14 protein-coding genes are annotated in these 15,288 nt (G+C 66.5%); 8 read left to right on the top strand and 6 right to left on the bottom strand.

Features of this window, described 5'->3' with window-relative positions; all coding sequences use genetic code 11:
- The first annotated feature begins 3 nt into the window (after nucleotides 1–3).
- Both O5K39_RS15485 and O5K39_RS15480 read left to right on the top strand, forming a co-directional pair.
- Nucleotides 4–465 (top strand): NfeD family protein, encoded by a 462-nt coding sequence (locus O5K39_RS15485; protein ID WP_271144499.1) that lies wholly within the window; start codon nucleotides 4–6, stop codon nucleotides 463–465.
- Nucleotides 462–983, top strand: coding sequence for a hypothetical protein (locus O5K39_RS15480; RefSeq protein ID WP_271144498.1), 522 nt, complete (start codon nucleotides 462–464; stop codon nucleotides 981–983). The genes O5K39_RS15485 and O5K39_RS15480 overlap by 4 nt, the downstream gene beginning before the upstream one ends.
- A 3-nt stretch (nucleotides 984–986) precedes the next feature.
- On the opposite strand, the gene rnhA is transcribed toward O5K39_RS15480, so the two are convergent.
- Complete coding sequence (gene rnhA, locus O5K39_RS15475; protein ID WP_271144497.1) at nucleotides 987–1,448, bottom strand: ribonuclease HI; 462 nt, start codon at nucleotides 1,446–1,448, stop codon at nucleotides 987–989.
- A 107-nt stretch (nucleotides 1,449–1,555) separates the two neighbouring features.
- On the opposite strand from rnhA, the gene O5K39_RS15470 reads away from it, so the two are divergent.
- From O5K39_RS15470 to tatC, 3 genes are read left to right on the top strand one after another with little or no spacing between them, the layout of a single operon-like run.
- The gene (locus O5K39_RS15470) at nucleotides 1,556–1,774 is read left to right on the top strand and encodes a twin-arginine translocase TatA/TatE family subunit (protein WP_271144496.1); all 219 of its coding nucleotides are present in this window, start codon (nucleotides 1,556–1,558) and stop codon (nucleotides 1,772–1,774) included.
- 25 nt (nucleotides 1,775–1,799) lie between these two features.
- The gene (gene tatB, locus O5K39_RS15465) at nucleotides 1,800–2,411 is read left to right on the top strand and encodes a Sec-independent protein translocase protein TatB (protein ID WP_271144495.1); all 612 of its coding nucleotides are present in this window, start codon (nucleotides 1,800–1,802) and stop codon (nucleotides 2,409–2,411) included.
- The gene (gene tatC, locus O5K39_RS15460; protein ID WP_271144494.1) at nucleotides 2,408–3,283 is read left to right on the top strand and encodes a twin-arginine translocase subunit TatC; all 876 of its coding nucleotides are present in this window, start codon (nucleotides 2,408–2,410) and stop codon (nucleotides 3,281–3,283) included. Before tatB ends, tatC begins: the two co-directional genes overlap by 4 nt.
- 98 nt (nucleotides 3,284–3,381) lie before the next feature.
- Here tatC and O5K39_RS15455 read toward each other — a convergent pair whose 3' ends face one another.
- From O5K39_RS15455 to O5K39_RS15445, 3 genes are all read right to left on the bottom strand, one after another.
- Nucleotides 3,382–4,920, bottom strand: a complete 1,539-nt coding sequence (locus tag O5K39_RS15455; protein WP_271144493.1) for a class I SAM-dependent methyltransferase — start codon at nucleotides 4,918–4,920, stop codon at nucleotides 3,382–3,384.
- Between the two features lie 73 nt (nucleotides 4,921–4,993).
- Nucleotides 4,994–6,403 carry a type I glutamate--ammonia ligase gene (glnA, locus tag O5K39_RS15450; protein ID WP_271144492.1) on the bottom strand — a complete coding sequence of 470 codons (1,410 nt, stop codon included), beginning with the start codon at nucleotides 6,401–6,403 and terminating at the stop codon, nucleotides 4,994–4,996.
- A gap of 76 nt (nucleotides 6,404–6,479) precedes the next feature.
- Nucleotides 6,480–6,818, bottom strand: a complete 339-nt coding sequence (locus O5K39_RS15445) for a P-II family nitrogen regulator (protein WP_271144491.1) — start codon at nucleotides 6,816–6,818, stop codon at nucleotides 6,480–6,482.
- A 120-nt stretch (nucleotides 6,819–6,938) separates the two neighbouring features.
- Here O5K39_RS15445 and O5K39_RS15440 point away from each other — a divergent pair, with 120 nt between their 5' ends.
- A complete protein-coding gene (locus tag O5K39_RS15440) occupies nucleotides 6,939–7,766 on the top strand; it encodes an NAD(P)H-hydrate dehydratase (RefSeq protein ID WP_271144490.1) in 828 nt (275 codons plus the stop codon).
- Between the two features lie 21 nt (nucleotides 7,767–7,787).
- On the opposite strand, the gene O5K39_RS15435 is transcribed toward O5K39_RS15440, so the two are convergent.
- Both O5K39_RS15435 and ispH read right to left on the bottom strand, forming a co-directional pair.
- Nucleotides 7,788–11,579, bottom strand: coding sequence for a LamG-like jellyroll fold domain-containing protein (locus O5K39_RS15435; RefSeq protein WP_271144489.1), 3,792 nt, complete (start codon nucleotides 11,577–11,579; stop codon nucleotides 7,788–7,790).
- A gap of 110 nt (nucleotides 11,580–11,689) precedes the next feature.
- Nucleotides 11,690–12,646, bottom strand: a complete 957-nt coding sequence (gene ispH / locus O5K39_RS15430; RefSeq protein ID WP_271144488.1) for a 4-hydroxy-3-methylbut-2-enyl diphosphate reductase — start codon at nucleotides 12,644–12,646, stop codon at nucleotides 11,690–11,692.
- Between the two features lie 144 nt (nucleotides 12,647–12,790).
- Here ispH and O5K39_RS15425 point away from each other — a divergent pair, with 144 nt between their 5' ends.
- Nucleotides 12,791–13,480 (top strand): Tat pathway signal sequence domain protein, encoded by a 690-nt coding sequence (locus O5K39_RS15425; protein ID WP_271147174.1) that lies wholly within the window; start codon nucleotides 12,791–12,793, stop codon nucleotides 13,478–13,480.
- On the top strand, nucleotides 13,480–15,282 hold the full coding sequence (gene argS, locus O5K39_RS15420; protein ID WP_271144487.1) for an arginine--tRNA ligase: 1,803 nt from the start codon (nucleotides 13,480–13,482) through the stop codon (nucleotides 15,280–15,282). Before O5K39_RS15425 ends, argS begins: the two co-directional genes overlap by 1 nt.
- The last annotated feature ends 6 nt before the right edge of the window (nucleotides 15,283–15,288 follow it).

Here is a 15,288-nt window from a genome sequence, read left to right as displayed (position 1 = left end):
GCCATGGACACCTTGATCGACCTCTATTCGGCCCAGCCCTTCTGGCTCTGGCTCGCCATCGGTGCCCTGTTGCTGGCGGTCGAGGCGGCAGCCTCGACCGAATGGCTGCTTTGGCCGGCGGTTTCGGCCGGGATCGTGGCGGTGGTCACCGCCCTGGGCCTGTCGCTGGGTCTGGCCGGAGAGGTGGGGCTGTTCGCGGCCCTGACCTTGGCCTCGACCCTGCTCTCGCGTCGGCTGGTCCAGCGCGTCAATCCCGACGACCAGCCCGACATCAACGATCGCGACCGCCGCCTGATCGGGCAGAAGGCGACGGTGGTCGAACCGTTCGTCGATGGCCGGGGACGCGTCTTCGTATCGGGTGCCGAATGGTCGGCCGAACTGGACGGAGACACGCCGGCCATCGCTGAGTCCGTCGTGGTGACGGCGGTGGGAAGTGGCAGGCTGACGGTCAAAGCCACGACATGATCCTGATCTGGCTGGCCGCAACAGCCTTGATGACGGCCGCTCCGGGCGCTTCCACGCAGTCCAGCCCGGCCGAGGCGGCCGCGCCGTCCGCTGCCGCCCAGGCGCTTGCGGCCTTCGACCCGCTGATCGGCAAGACCTGGCGTGGGGCGTCGCTGAATGCGGCCGATACCATAGACGAGGTCCGGTTCGAGCGCATCCTGAACGGGCGTGCGATCCGCAGCACCCATTCGGTCAATGGCGGCGTCTATGCGGGCGAAACCCTGATCACCTGGGACCCTGCTCAGAACAGACTGGTCAGCTTCTATGCGACCAACGGCGGCTTCTACACGACCGGCACGATCGCGGTGCGGGGGCCCGGCACCTTCGAATTCGATCAGGTGGCTCACGGCCTGCCCGACCTGCCGGGCGTGCGCGCCACCACGACCTTCGAGAACGGCGTCTACAGCATTCGCAGCCGCCATCTGATCAAGGGCGAATGGGTCGATACGGGCGGCTTCGACTATCGCGTGGTCGAGTAGGGATCAGCCCGCGCGTGCAGACCGCATCTCGGCGATGCCGCGATTGGCCAACTGGTCGGCGCGTTCGTTCAGTTCGTGACCGGCGTGGCCCTTGACCCAGTGCCACTTGACCTCATGCCGGGCGCGGGCGGCATCAAGGCGTTTCCACAGGTCGTCGTTCTTGACCGGGGACTTGTCCGCTGTCCGCCAGCCCCGCGCCTTCCAGCCGTGGATCCATTTGGTGATCCCGTCCATGACGTATTTGCTGTCGGTGTGCAGGTCGATCCGGCACGGGCGGGTCAAGGCCTCCAGCGCCATGATGGCGGCGGTCAGTTCCATCCGGTTGTTGGTCGTCAGGGGTTCGCCCCCCGACATTTCCTTGGTCTTGCCGGACGCTTGCAGTATCGCGCCCCAGCCGCCGGGCCCCGGGTTGCCCTTGCAGGCACCGTCGGTGTGGATGATGACGTGAGAAGACGGTGTGCTCATTTGGCATGTGACTACAGCGTCGATTGCCGCGCCGCCACGCCTTGGCCTATATGGCGCGTATGATTTGCAGCGGGCCGAGGTCGGGCCGCTTTTTCGGAGACGTGTTCGTGGGCAGCTTCAGCATCTGGCATTGGGCCATCGTCGCCGTCATCGTGCTGCTGTTGTTCGGTGGCCGTGGCAAGCTGTCGGGCCTGATGGGCGACGCGGCCAAGGGTATCAAGGCGTTCCGCGAGGGTCTCAAGGACGACGCCAAGAAGGACGGCCCCACTGATGGTGTGTCCTCCCTGCCGCGCACCGAGGCCGAGAAGGAAGAGCTGAAGCGCTAGTTGGCCGCGACGGAAGACTCCGCGCATGGGCGGTCTGACCCCGGGGATCGGGGGCCTGGAATGGGTAGTGATCGGACTGGTGGCCCTGGTGGTCGTCGGGCCCGAACGGCTGCCTGGCCTGCTGCGTCAGCTCGGCAAATGGGTGAGCAAGGCGCGCGGCATGGCCAACGAGTTCCGCGCCAGCTTCGACGAAATGGCCCGCCAGTCCGAGCTGGATGACCTGCGCAAGGAGGTCGAGGCCCTGCGCACCGGCCAGTCGCCCTATTCGCCCGTCCGCCTGGGGGCCGAGGCCGACGCGGCGTTCAAGGACATCCGGAACGAGCTCGAAAAACCCCTGACCGACGAGGCCGTGGCCGCCGATCCGGCGATGACGCCCCAGGCCTCGGAATGGCCCTACGGCGATCCCGTCATGCTGCCGCTCGCCGACCCGCCGCTGGTCGCCCTGCCGGAGGAAGCACCGGTCGTGCCAGTCGCCAGAAAGCCGGCCCGTAAGCCGCGCGCAAAAGCTGCCACAGCCGTCTCCGCGCCCGTGAAGGCCAAGGGCGGGAGCGCCGCCAAGTCTCCGGTCAAGGCCGCCACCAAGGCTCCGGCCAAGGCCAAACCCCGCACATCGCGTAACTCGAAGCTCGACCTATGACCCGCGACGAGTCTGAAATCGAAGCCTCGCGCGCTCCCCTGATGGATCATCTGATCGAGCTGCGCGGGCGCCTGGTCGTGTGCGTGATCGCCTTCGTCCTGGCCTTCTTCCTGTGCTTCTTCTTTGCGGCCCAGATCCAGATCGTGCTGATCAAGCCGTTCCAGGCGGCCTCGGCGGTCCATGCCGCCGCGGCGGCGACTGGCGGGCACGGTAACATGATCGATCTGCTGATGGTTACGGCCGGACTAAAACCGATCCCGGAGGGCGGCCAGGCGGCGGTGCAACTTATCGCCACCGCGCCGCTGGAACAGCTGTTCTCCAAGATGAAGATCGCCGGGTTCGGGGCCATCGTCCTGGCCTTTCCGGTCATCGCCTGGCAGCTGTACCGGTTCGTGGCACCGGGGCTGTATCGCAACGAGCGCGGGGCCTTCCTGCCGTTCCTGATCGCGGCACCCGTGCTGTTCTGCCTGGGGGGAGGGCTGGTCTATTTCGTCATGCTGCCGCTGGTCATGTGGTTCTCGCTGAGCCAGCAGATCGTTTCGGACGGCATCTCCGTCGCCCTGATGACCAAGATCAGCGAATACCTCAGCCTGGTGACGTCCCTGATCCTGGCGTTCGGCCTGTGCTTCCAGCTGCCGGTCATCACCACCCTGCTGGGCATCGCCGGCATCGTGTCGTCAAAGATGATGGCCGAGGTCCGCCGCTATGCCATCGTCGCGGTGGTCGTCGTTGCCGCCGTCGTCACCCCGCCCGACCCCATCAGCCAGCTGATGCTCGCGGTGCCGCTGGTGCTGCTCTACGAGATCTCGATCTGGTGCGTGCGCGCGATCGAGTGGCGGCGAGGGAAGGGTGAGACATCACCGGCTGCCTGAAGGATGCTGGTCAGGAGTTTTTCATCGTTCTCGGTGCGACCCTGCCCAGTGCGTTTCAGGCGCGACCAGAAACGGGCGTGCTTGGCGCTGACGTAGGGCTACAGGTCGGAAATCGAAGTCTGCTTCGCGCGAAGCTGCGCGATCAGCCGTTTGGCCTCATCTGTAGGATAGATCGTTCTGGCTCCCAGACCACTTTCCAGTCGATCCGCATCTCCAGGATCGCCCCTTCGCTCCAATACCAACAAGACGAAGACAGCGGCGTCGTATGGCAGGAAAGGCGCGAACTCCGCCAGCTGGTCCAGAGGCGCAAGGCCGGTCAATGGCCATACGGACTCCGCAAGACCCTTTGCCTCGGACGCAAGCATGTCGTGATCACGCTCTGCTAGAATGGCGTCGAGCAGAGCCTGATGGAACAGCTGAGCTTGGACCGGCGTCATGGCGTCGATTCGCTTGAGGCGGTCCGCCGCCACAACCACGCCGTGGCGTCGCTCGTCGACATTCTGGCTCATCAGATAGGTCAATATCTGTTGATGATCGTCCGCGACTTCCGGCTTCGTGAGAGGCTCAGGCGATGTCGGCGCTCGCTGGATCAGTAGTCCAAACGACGTTGTCGCGAAGCCTGAAATGGCGATTCTCAAGCTGACATCGGTACTGAATGGTGGGACGTCGATCACATTCTCAATGACGCCTTCGCCGAGATCGAGTCGAAGAGGGGCCATGCGATGGCCCTTCAGAGTCAGCCTGCGCTGCAGTTCTTCGAAGTCTCGTCTGCGAAACAGAACCGTGCCTTGATTGTCGATCGTTTCGTCATTCGAGAAGAGATTGAATTCCGTCGTGTGGACCGCCCAGCCGCCGGGCCTCAGGCAGTCGATCGAATTTTCAACGAAGCGCAGCCCATGTTCTATCGATCCAAGGTGTTCGAAAGCACAAGACGACCAGCAAAAATCGAAACCTTTCAAACCAGGATCGATCGCGTTCATGTCGCAGGCCTGGAACGACACATTTCGGTCGAAAATATCTTCCGGACAGATATCGGGGCGCCGCAGTGAATCCCGGTCGTGGGCGTGTTGCGCGGTTTCGATCCAACCCGTGCCAACTGCACCTTCTGGCCCTAGATCAGTGGCGACGATTTCGCATCCATGAGCCGCAAACAGCGCCGGCAACACCTCTTCGCCTACGCCGAAACCGACTCCACGCATATGAGGCGCAATGAGGCCGCGTTCGTAGAGGCACTGGCAAATGAACACATACTCCCACAGTTTTCGATGATACCGGGGCCAGAACCCGGTCTGCAGGCTCCAGTGCGTGAACCAGGCGGTATGAAAATCGCTTTCACGACACATGGTCGAAACGTCGAAAATCTGGTTTCCGGGCCCGCCATGGACGAGCGGAGGCCTTTCGATCACATCGCGCCGGGCGAGTGGACGATTTGCTCGATGCAGGAGGCGTGTCTCGGCAGTACTCGCGTTGATTTCGGTGCTTAGAAGGGCAGCTGTCCGTTCCAGCAAATCAATCCGCTGTTCGAGTTGAATGATTGCGTCATCCGTCCGCATGGCCGCAACCGCCTGCTTCCGGCGTTGGGCTTCGCCCGTCACCTTGTGCCAGCGGCGACGAAGCGTGCCGATGATTCCCGCCATTGCCAGTCCCTTCAAAAACGAAGGCGCCGAGCAGAGTTGCCCGGCGCCTCCCTAGTGTCTCTGTGCGGTGCGATCAGCAGCTGTAGTACATGTCGAACTCGACCGGGTGTGGGTGCAGGGCCAGGCGCATGACCTCTTCCATCTTCAGCTCGATGTAGCTGTCGATGAAGTCGTCATCCATGACGCCGCCCTTCTTGAGGAAGGCGCGGTCCTTGTCGAGGTTCTCGAGGGCTTCCTTCAGCGAACCGCAGACCTCGGGGATCGAGCCGCGTTCTTCTGGCGGCAGGTCGTACAGGTTCTTGTCGGCGGGCGCGCCCGGATCGATCTGGTTCTCGATCCCGTCCAGGCCAGCCATCAGCAGGGCGGTGAAGGTCAGATAGGGGTTGCCCATCGGATCGGGGAAGCGGGCTTCCAGACGCTTGCCCTTGGGCGACGACACCCATGGGATACGGATCGAAGCCGAGCGGTTGCGGGCGGAGTACGCCAGCTTGACCGGGGCTTCATAGCCGGGGACCAGGCGCTTGTAGGAGTTGGTGGTCGAGTTGGCGAAGGCGTTGATGGCCTTGGCGTGCTTGATGATGCCGCCGATGTACCACAGGCATTCCTGGCTCAGACCGGCGTACTTGTCGCCCGCGAACTGGGGCTTGCCGTCCTTCCAGATCGACATGTGGACGTGCATGCCCGAGCCGTTGTCCGCGAACATCGGCTTGGCCATGAAGGTCGCCGACTTGCCGTAGGCGGCCGCCACGTTGTGGATGATGTACTTATAGAGCTGCAGCCGGTCGGCCATGGTCAGCATGTCCGAGAACTTCAGGCCGAGCTCGTGCTGGGCCGGGGCCACCTCGTGGTGGTGCTTCTCGGGCTGCATGCCCATGTCGCGCATCACGCCCAGCATCTCGGCGCGCAGGTCCTGACCGGAGTCGACCGGGTTGACGGGGAAATAGCCACCCTTGGGCCCGGGGCGGTGGCCCATGTTGCCCTCGGTGTATTCCGAGCCCGTGTTGGCCGGCAGTTCGATCGAGTCGTAGGAATAGCCGGTGTTGCCCGGCTGGGTCGTCCAGCGCACGTCGTCGAAGATGAAGAACTCGGCTTCCGGCCCGAAATAGACCACGTCGCCCACGCCGGCCGACTGAATGTACTGCAGGGCCTTCTTGGCCATGGAGCGGCTGTCGCGGTTGTAGGGTTCGCCGGTGTCCGGGTTCATGACGTCGCAGAACAGGAACATCGTCGTGGCCTGATAGAACGGGTCGATATAGGCCGTCGTCAGGTCGGGCTTGAGCAGCATGTCCGACTCGTTGATCGCCTTCCAGCCGGCGATCGAGGAGCCGTCGAACATCGTGCCTTCGTTGAGGAAATCCTCGTCGACCAGGTCGATGTCGAAGGTGACGTGTTGCAGTCGGCCCTTGGTGTCGGTGAAGCGGACGTCGACGTATTTGACGTCCTTGTCCTTGATCTCTTTCAGGATCTTTTCGGCGGTGCTCATTCTCGGGTGGTCCTGTTTCTTCTGGGGAGAGAGGGAACGCGAACGACCGCGCGGACGCGGCCGGGTACTGTAGTCGTCAGACCGCCTGGGCGCCGGTTTCTCCGGTGCGGATGCGGATGACGTCGATCACATCGGTGACGAAGATCTTTCCGTCGCCGATCTTGCCGGTGCGTGCGGCGGTCTGGATGGCCTCGACCACGGCCGGGTAGAGGTCGTCGGAGACCACCACCTCGATCTTGATCTTGGGCAGGAAGTCGATGACGTACTCCGCCCCGCGATAGAGCTCGGAATGGCCCTTCTGGCGGCCATATCCCTTGGCCTCCAGCACAGTCATCCCCTGCACTCCGATGTCCTGGAGCGCCTCCTTCACATCGTCCAGCTTGAACGGCTTGATGACGGCTTCGATCTTCTTCATGGGCACCCCGTGACCGGCGTTTCGAACAGCCGGTCGCTCGGGGACGAAAGGGACATCGCATTGCGGTATAAGGCAAGGGCTGCCTTCGAATTTTCCTCAATGTGCGGCCCCGGAAACGTCATGACGCAAGAATATTCCACGCCCGGATCGTGGCGCGCACTGTTTCCCTGGCCGACTCTGCAAACCCACAAGCATGAGAGGGGCAGGCTGGGGGTGGTTTCGGGTCCGGCGCTGAGGACCGGCGCCGCGCGGCTGGCGGCGAGAGGCGGTTTGCGGATCGGGGCCGGGCTGGTGCGAATCCTCTGCCCCCCGGACGCGGCACTGATCGTTGCGGCGGCGGTGGAGGCCGTGATGGTCGACGAGTTCGCCTCGCCCGAGGCCCTGATGAAGCTGGCCGAGCCGCTTGACGCCGTCGTCATCGGACCGGCGGCGGGGCTGGGTGAGGGGACGGTGCATAATCTGCAGGCCCTGGCCCGGACGGGCGCGGCCCTGGTGGTGGACGCCGACGCCCTGACGATCTTCCGCGACCGGCCGGCTGTGCTGTTCGCCTGTCTGGATCGCGACGACGTGCTGACGCCGCATGAGGGGGAGTTCGAGCGGATATTCCCGGGATTGCTGGCCCAGGGGCGAGAGGCGGCGGCGAGGGTCGCGGCCGGACAGGCGGGGGCCGTGGTGGTGCTCAAGGGACCGCAGACGGTGATCGCCGCGCCGGACGGACGGGTCGCGGTCAATGACAACGGCGTGCCCTGGCTGGCCACAGCAGGCAGCGGCGACGTCCTGGCCGGGATGATCGGCGGCCTGATCGCCCAGCGGATGGACAGTTTCGAGGCCGTGCGGGCGGCGGTCTGGCTGCATGCGGATGCGGCGGCGCGATTCGGCCCCGGGCTGATCGCCGAGGACCTGCCCGAGATACTGCCTGCGGTGCTGGCGGGCCTTCGTCCGGCATGACCGGGGCCCGCCCGCCGGGCCTCAGGGCAGGGGACGGACGTTGTTCGCGGCGCTGATCTCCAGGGGTTCACCGTCCAGCACCAGCCGCACCCTCGATCCTGCCGGAGCGGGCCGTGGCACCGACAGGGTCACCGTCTGGACCTTGGGCTGAAGGTCATCGGGTGCCGCCAGGCTTGCGAACCGGGTGCTGGCCAGCACGGCCCCATCCGGTCCTTCGAGGACAACACGCCCGGCCGGAGAGGCGACGCCCCCCAGGCCGTGGACCGTGACCGACAGCCGTCCGCCGCGGCGCACGACGTCGTCCACGCCGATTCCGACGTCGGGCCGGGTGGCCATGGCCGGGCCTGCCTCGGTCAGGGCGAAGGTGATGACGCTGGCCCCCAACGGCAGGGTGACCGGCACCCCCTCTCCGGGCCCGAACGCCACGGTCGATGCGGTACCCGCGTCCGGCCGGTCGTCGCCGTCCGCGTCGATCCCTTGCGTCACCGTCCATTGGCCCGGCGTGACCTGACCGCCCGAGATCGTCGCGGCGACAGGCCGGTCGGCCAGGTTCCAGACCACGACGCGGAAACCGTCGGCCGCCGGCTCGCGCACCAGGATCGCCGTCTTCAGCGCATCCCCGGCGTCGTCGAAGCGCCAGCTGATCCGGTTGCCGGGCACGATCCGGTTGCGGACATGGGCGACGCCGCCCAGCCGGGCGCGCTGCAGCTGGTCCGACGGTACATCGACCCGGTCGGACCACCAGTGATCCTCGGTCTGCATCGTCATCCGCACCGAGGCGAAGCGGATCTCGTCGGCGTACAGCCGCTCCAGCAGCGAGCGGTCGCCGGTCTCCGCGGCGGCGAAGGTCAGGGCGTCCGGCGACGCGCCCGGTCTGGCGGCGGCGGCCACCCATCCCTGGCTGATCTCGGGGCGCTTGAGCTCGCGCGCGACGTCGGCGGTGATGCCGGACCAGCCGGGCGATCCCGGCTCGCCCATCGGCGTCAGATATCTGGCTTCACCGGTCCAGCGATACGAGGCCCAGAGCAGCATGTTGGTCGGCCCCAGACCCGTGCCGCGCTGGGCGTCCGTCGTCCAGTTGATGTCGGCGGGCCAGGTGACCACGCCGTCCGCTCCCGGCTTGCCGTGCGCCAGATAGCCGTCGGCCAGTTCCAGCAGCAGGGCCTTCAGGCGCGGCGACCCGTTGTAGTCGACTAGTGCATACCCGGGATGCAGGATCAGGTTCGACTGCGACTTGGACCAGTCCCAGGGCGTATCCCGCGCGAACAGCGAACCGGAGAAGTTGGACGAGATGATGTGCCGGTGCCCCGCCGCATTGACCTGGGTCAGGTCGCTGTAGCGCCGCGCGGTCGCCATCAGCCGCTCGATCGTCTTCGGATCGCCCCGGTTCAGCATGGCCGCCTGGCTGATCGCGTTGACGCCCTCCTCATAGACGTGAAGCTCGTCGGTCTGGATCATGCCCAGGCCGTTGTCCCACATCCCGTTGCGATAGCTGGCCTCGATCAGGGCCAGGAGGGAGGCGTTGAACTTGTCCGGGTCGACGCCCATCAGGGCCGGGCCGACCCACTGGTTGGTCATGTCGGTGTCGTCGGAAATGCCTCCGCCGAACTCACCCTCGACCTGGCGATTGTCGATCCACCAGTTGATGAAGGTCCGCACCTGTTTCAGGTCCTCGACCTGGCGGAAGGCCCACAGCGGAACGCCCGCCGGCGGCGTGGCCTGGGTGAAGGCGGGCAGGGGCTGGGACGCGTTCCACTCGCTCCAGTAGGCCCGGCCCTCGACATTGCCGGGATCGACCCGCAGCAGGTCGGTCAGGTCCAGATAGAATTGGTCGAACAGGGCCAGGTCGCGCGTGATCTGGCGTTCCTCGACCAGGAAGCCATAGCTGTCCTTGATCTGCATCAGCCGGTCGGCGACGTGCTCGGGCCGGGCGGCGTCGCGGTCCTTGAAGATCAGCCGCACGGCCATCCCGTCCAGGCCCTGGGCGCTGAAGTCGGCGGCCGACGATGCCACGGTCAGGTACAGGCTGTTGTCGTTGTCCAGCACCCGGTCGCGCGTATCCAGGAACACCGTCCGCGCCTCGCCCGGCCTGACCGAGACGTTGATGTCCAGCAGGTCGCGCAGGGCCCAGGTCGGATCCTTGACCCGGATGTTCAGCGAGATCAGCCCGTCCGGGCCCGGCGTCGCGGTCAGGGCCGGGATCTCCAGCACCAGCCCGTCGAGACCGCCCGCCTCCTGATAGCTGAGCGTCGGCACATTGCGGATCAGGGGTCCGGCGGCCCGGCCGCGCCGGAACTCGATCGGGATGACGACGTGGGCGATGGGGCGGGCGCCGTTCAGCGCCGTTGTGCGCGGCGCGGTCGGAGCGCTGGCGGGCAGGGCGGCGACGGTGTCGCGTTCCTCGGCCGGATAACGCCCGGCGATGAAGGCCGACAGGTCGTCGGTGGCGACATAGGATGGCTCGACCCCTGCGCGCACGACATAGCGATAGTCGCCGAGGCTGTCGGGCACAGCGCCGGCCGTGACGTTGTAGACGCCGATCTCCTGGATCGGGGTCTCCTGCTCGACATTGACGAAGCGGATCGCGCCGCCGTCGCGACCCTCGACACGCGTCGTCGTGCGCTCGGCTCCGCGCGGGCGGCTGGCCAGGGGCTGGGGCGCGCCGGCGTCCACGATCTTGCTGGATGCGATGGTGGCATCGACGGCCGACAGGGTGCCGAAGGCGGCCCCCTGGATCTCCACCTGGTTCCACGGTTCGTCAGGCAGGAACCAGGTCGCCGACTTGCCGCCCATGGAATAGACGTCCCAGTCGGGCAGGATGAAATAGTCGCTGCGTCCCGTCAGGCGCGACCGGTTGTAGACGCCGGGCCAGGTGGTCTCGCGGATGCCGTCGTTGCCGAACATCAGTCGCTGGGCGATGTCGCGCTGGTCCGTGAACTCGACCCGGCGGATGCGGGTCACCGGATCGGCGAGATAGGGCGCCGGACCCTGATCGAAGCCGAAGCGGCGATCCCAGGCGGGCCGCCAGTCAGCCGGAGCCGAGGACGTCACAGGGTTTGCGGCGGGACTCACCAGAGCCTGCACCTCGCCCTGATCCAGCGCGTGGTCATAGATGCGCAGGTCGTCATAGTCGGAGCCGCGCGTGAAGCTGTAGCGGCTGTGAACCTGGATCGGCGACACGATCCGTCCGGCCGTGCCGAACTGATCCAGCGCGGCGTCGAGCACCGCCGGGGTCCGCGTCGCCGCCACCCGCTCGCCGTCGACATAAAGCACAACGCCCTCGGCCTCGTCCCAGCTGAAAGCCAGATGCATCCAGGCGTCTGGTGCGGGTGCTTCGGGCATCTTCCACGACACCCGGACGCGGGCCAGGTTGTTGTCGGTGACGAAGGCATCGAAACCTTCGCCGTTCCAGTCGATCCGCAGGAAGGTCATGTCCCAGCTGGAATGGTTGGCGTACCCGACCCGGAACAGGACGAAGGGCGTCGGCCCGGTCGCGTAGCGAGGCCGCCAGTCGAAGGCGATCGTGCCTCTCTGGGCATAGATGTTGCCGGGTGCCGACCAGGCCAGTTGCTGGTCGTCGGTGCCCTCAAGATAGCCGCCGTCGGTGCCGCCGGTGGGTTTCTGGGTGATCTTGTCGGCGAAGGTGGGTTCCGCCTGACCTGCCGCCACATCGGCCGTCAGCCCCGTATCGGCCGACATCCGGAACAGCAGTCCGTCACCGGCAGGCGAGGGGTTCTGCGCCTGGGCCAGGGACGGCAGGGCGAGCCCGGCCAGAAGCGCGGCCACGCAGGCGGTGGAGCGAAGAGCAAGCATGACTGTACCTCGGCGTCGTCCCTGTGCGGCTTGATCGACCGCTTGGGCTCAGGTTATGACACCGGTGTCTCAAAGCAAGCGGTTTGAGACGAGCCTCGGTCGCAACCGGCTTAGGCGAGAACGCGGGGCAGTTTGAACGTCACGGTCTCCCGTTCGCCGGGATCGTCGATCATCGTTACGTCGAAGCGCTCGCGGATCGCCTCGATCAGGGCTTGGATCAGCGGTTCGGGGGCCGAGGCACCGGCGGTGATGCCGACGGTCGAAACGCCGTCGAACCAGCTCCAGTCCACATGGGACGCATCATCGACCAGCCGCGCATCCGCCGCCCCGGCCCTGAGCGCCACCTCGACCAGCCGCACCGAGTTCGACGAGTTCGGCGAGCCCACCACCAGCACCAGGTCCGATCCGTCCGCCAGACCCTTCACGGCCTCCTGACGGTTTGTGGTGGCGTAGCAGATGTCTTCCTTGTGCGGGTCCGGCAGTTCGGGGAACCGGGCCTTGAGCACACTCAGGATCTCTGCGGTGTCGTCCATCGAGAGCGTGGTCTGGGTCGCATAGGCGAGGGGGGCGTTGCCCGGTCGCTGGACCGTCTGCGCATCCTCGACCGTCTCGACCAGGGTGATGGCACCGTCCGGCAGCTGTCCCATGGTGCCGACGACCTCGGGGTGACCGGCGTGGCCGATCAGCAGGATGTGACGGCCGGCGGCGTGGTGACGCTCGGCCTCGACATGGACCTTGGAGACCAGGGGGCAGGTGGCGTCGAGGTACAGCATCTGGCGCGCGCCCGCCGCCGCCGGCACCGACTTGGGCACCCCGTGGGCCGAGAAGACGACGGGCCGATCGTCGGGACATTCGTCCAGTTCCTTGACGAAGACCGCGCCCATGACCTTCAGGCGCTCGACCACATGCTTGTTGTGGACGATCTCGTGGCGGACATAGACGGGCGCGCCGAACTTCTCGATCGCCCGCTCGACGATCTGGATGGCGCGATCGACCCCGGCGCAGAAGCCGCGTGGCGTGGCCAGACGAACATTCATCGGTCGGCGGTTCGGGGAAATCGCGTTCATGCCCTCTAGGTAGCGGTTCCGGCCGCTGATCGCCACCGCGAGCGTTTGCCGCGCCTCGCTTTAGCCGCTATCAGCACCCAGCGTGGCAGGGTCGGCGCCGACCCCTGTGCAGCGCCTCCTTTCGGCTGTCGGATACTTCCCTTGATGCGTCGCGTTATCTCCGTTCAGACCGCCGCCCTGGCTGCCGTCGCCCTGTTCGCCGGTTCGGTTCCGGTCGCGGCTCACGCCCAGTCCATGCCGGGTCAGCAGCAGCAGGGCCAGCGTGACCGCCAGCAGGGTCAGGAAGAAGAGGGTGCCAGCCGCCGTCCTGCGCGTATCGCGCCGCTGAACCAGCGCGCCAACGCCGGACCCTGTCCCTATGTGAAGATCCTCTACGACGCCGCCCGCTACGTCGAACTGGCGGACAACCGCCCGGCCGTCGCCAACGTCGGCTATACCGGCGAGATCGAGGGCGTCACCGCCGGCTGCAGCTATCGCGGGGATGAGCCGATCACCGTCCAGATGGACCTGCTGTTCAACCTGGGCCGCGGCGCCCAGGCGACGGCCGATCAGCGCACATATCGCTACTGGATCGCCGTCACCGCCCGAAACGAGGCGGTCCTGGCCAAGGAATATTTCGACCTGCCGGTGGATTTCGAGGGTGCCCGCACCGCCTCGGTGACCCAGGAAAAGACGATCGTCATTCCGCGCGCCAACGCCGAGACCTCTGGCTCGAACTTCGAGGTCCTGGTCGGCTTTGACGTCACGCCCGAAATGGCCGCCTTCAACCGCGACGGCAGCCGGTTCCGCGTCAACGCCGGCACCGCGCCGGTCGCCCAGCCCCCCGCTCAGTAATGGCCGACCTCAAGACCGAACTGGGCGAAGCGGTGGCCGCCGCCTTCGCCGCCGAAGGCGTGGACGCGTCGCTGGCCCGGGTAACGACGTCCGACCGCCCCGACCTTGCCGACTTCCAGTCCAACGGCGCACTCGCCGCCGCCAAGGCGCTGAAGGCTAATCCGCGCGATCTGGCGACCCGCGTCGCCGCACGCCTGTCCGGCGATCCGCGCTTGTCGGGCGTCGAGGTGGCGGGGCCGGGGTTCATCAACTTCAAGGTCGCCGAAGCGACATTGGCGACGCGCGCCGAGGCGATCGCCGGGGATACCGTGCTTGCCGGCGCATCGGCTGTCACCACGCCGCGCAAGGTCGTCATCGATTACGCCGGGCCAAACGTGGCCAAGCCGATGCACGTCGGGCACCTGCGCTCCTCCATCATCGGCGAGAGCCTGAAGCGACTGTTCCGCCTGCGCGGCGACACCGTCTGGGGCGACGCCCATTTCGGCGACTGGGGTTTCCAGATGGGGTTGCTGATCGTCGCCGTCGGCGATGAGGGCAGGGCGGACGCGTTTCTGACCGACGGTGAGGGCCCCTTCCCGGACCAGAGCCCCGTCAGCCTCGAAGATCTCGAACGGCTGTATCCCGCCGCCGCCGCCCAGGCCAAGGAAGACCCGGCCTTCCGCGACCGCGCCCGCAAGGCCACGGCCGAGCTTCAGGCCGGCCGGCCCGGCTATCGCGCGCTGTGGCAGCATTTCGTGGCCGTCAGCCGCACTGCCCTGGAACGCGAGTTCGGTGCCTTGGGCGTCACCTTCGACCTGTGGAACGGCGAGAGCGACGCCGATCCGCGGATGGCCGAGATGATCGCCCATCTGGAGGCCAGGGGCCTGCTGGTCCAGGATGACGGTGCGCGCGTGGTCCACGTCGCCGGCCCCGGCGAGACCCGCAAGAAGAAGCTGGCCGACGGCTCGGTGATCGAGGCCCCCAGCCCGCCGCCGCTGCTGGTGATCAGCTCCGAGGGTTCGGCCATGTACGGCACGACCGACATGGCCACGATCGTTGATCGTCGCGAGACCATCGACCCCGACCTGATCCTGTATGTCGTGGACGAGCGTCAGGCCGAACATTTCGAACAGGTGTTCCGCGCCGCCTACCTGGCCGGATACGCCGAAAAGGGCACGCTGGAGCATCTCGGCTTCGGCACCATGAACGGCACGGACGGAAAGCCGTTCAAGACCCGCGCCGGCGGCGTCCTGAAGCTGCACGACCTGATCACCCAGGCCCGGGACAAGGCCCGCGCCCGTCTGACCGAGGCCAATCTCGGCGCCGACCTGTCGCCCGAAGAGTTCGAGGCCACGGCCCACAAGGTCGCCATCGCCGCCCTGAAATTCGCCGACCTGTCGAACAGCCGCACCACCAGCTACGTCTTCGATCTCGACCGCTTCATGAGCTTCGAGGGCAAGACGGGGCCGTATCTGTTGTATCAGGTCGTCCGCATCCGCTCCTTGCTGCGCCGCGCGGCCGAACAGGGCGCGGGTGTGTCGCCGATCGCCATCGTCGAATCGGCCGAGCGCGATCTGGCCCTGACGCTGGACGCCTTCGATCAGGCGGTGTCGGACGCCTACGACAAGCGGATGCCGCACCTGATCGCCGAACACGCCTATCGGCTGGCGCAGAGTTTCTCGAAATTCTACGCCGCCTGCCCGGTACTGATCGCGCCGGACGACGCCACGCGCGGCTCGCGGCTGGCCCTGTCGAAGGCGGCGCTGGACCAACTGGTGCTGGCGCTGGATGTGCTGGGGATCGAGACGCCGGAGCGGATGTAAGACGGA

The sequence above is a fragment of the Brevundimonas sp. NIBR10 genome (genome assembly GCF_027912515.1).
In the GTDB taxonomy this organism is placed as follows: domain Bacteria; phylum Pseudomonadota; class Alphaproteobacteria; order Caulobacterales; family Caulobacteraceae; genus Brevundimonas.
The sequence above is the reverse complement of the archived record's forward strand: the minus strand, read 5'-3'. Positions and strand labels throughout refer to the sequence as shown.

Excerpts from the sequence above, each read along its gene's own strand:
- O5K39_RS15485 (WP_271144499.1), top strand. The coding sequence starts at position 4 with ATGGACACCTTGATCGACCTCTATTCGGCCCAGCCCTTCTGGCTCTGG.
- O5K39_RS15480 (WP_271144498.1), top strand. The coding sequence starts at position 462 with ATGATCCTGATCTGGCTGGCCGCAACAGCCTTGATGACGGCCGCTCCG.
- rnhA (WP_271144497.1), bottom strand. The coding sequence starts at position 1,448 with ATGAGCACACCGTCTTCTCACGTCATCATCCACACCGACGGTGCCTGC.
- tatB (WP_271144495.1), top strand. The coding sequence starts at position 1,800 with ATGGGCGGTCTGACCCCGGGGATCGGGGGCCTGGAATGGGTAGTGATC.
- tatC (WP_271144494.1), top strand. The coding sequence starts at position 2,408 with ATGACCCGCGACGAGTCTGAAATCGAAGCCTCGCGCGCTCCCCTGATG.
- O5K39_RS15455 (WP_271144493.1), bottom strand. The coding sequence starts at position 4,920 with ATGGCGGGAATCATCGGCACGCTTCGTCGCCGCTGGCACAAGGTGACG.
- glnA (WP_271144492.1), bottom strand. The coding sequence starts at position 6,403 with ATGAGCACCGCCGAAAAGATCCTGAAAGAGATCAAGGACAAGGACGTC.
- O5K39_RS15445 (WP_271144491.1), bottom strand. The coding sequence starts at position 6,818 with ATGAAGAAGATCGAAGCCGTCATCAAGCCGTTCAAGCTGGACGATGTG.
- O5K39_RS15440 (WP_271144490.1), top strand. The coding sequence starts at position 6,939 with ATGACGCAAGAATATTCCACGCCCGGATCGTGGCGCGCACTGTTTCCC.
- O5K39_RS15435 (WP_271144489.1), bottom strand. The coding sequence starts at position 11,579 with ATGCTTGCTCTTCGCTCCACCGCCTGCGTGGCCGCGCTTCTGGCCGGG.
- ispH (WP_271144488.1), bottom strand. The coding sequence starts at position 12,646 with ATGAACGCGATTTCCCCGAACCGCCGACCGATGAATGTTCGTCTGGCC.
- O5K39_RS15425 (WP_271147174.1), top strand. The coding sequence starts at position 12,791 with ATGCGTCGCGTTATCTCCGTTCAGACCGCCGCCCTGGCTGCCGTCGCC.
- argS (WP_271144487.1), top strand. The coding sequence starts at position 13,480 with ATGGCCGACCTCAAGACCGAACTGGGCGAAGCGGTGGCCGCCGCCTTC.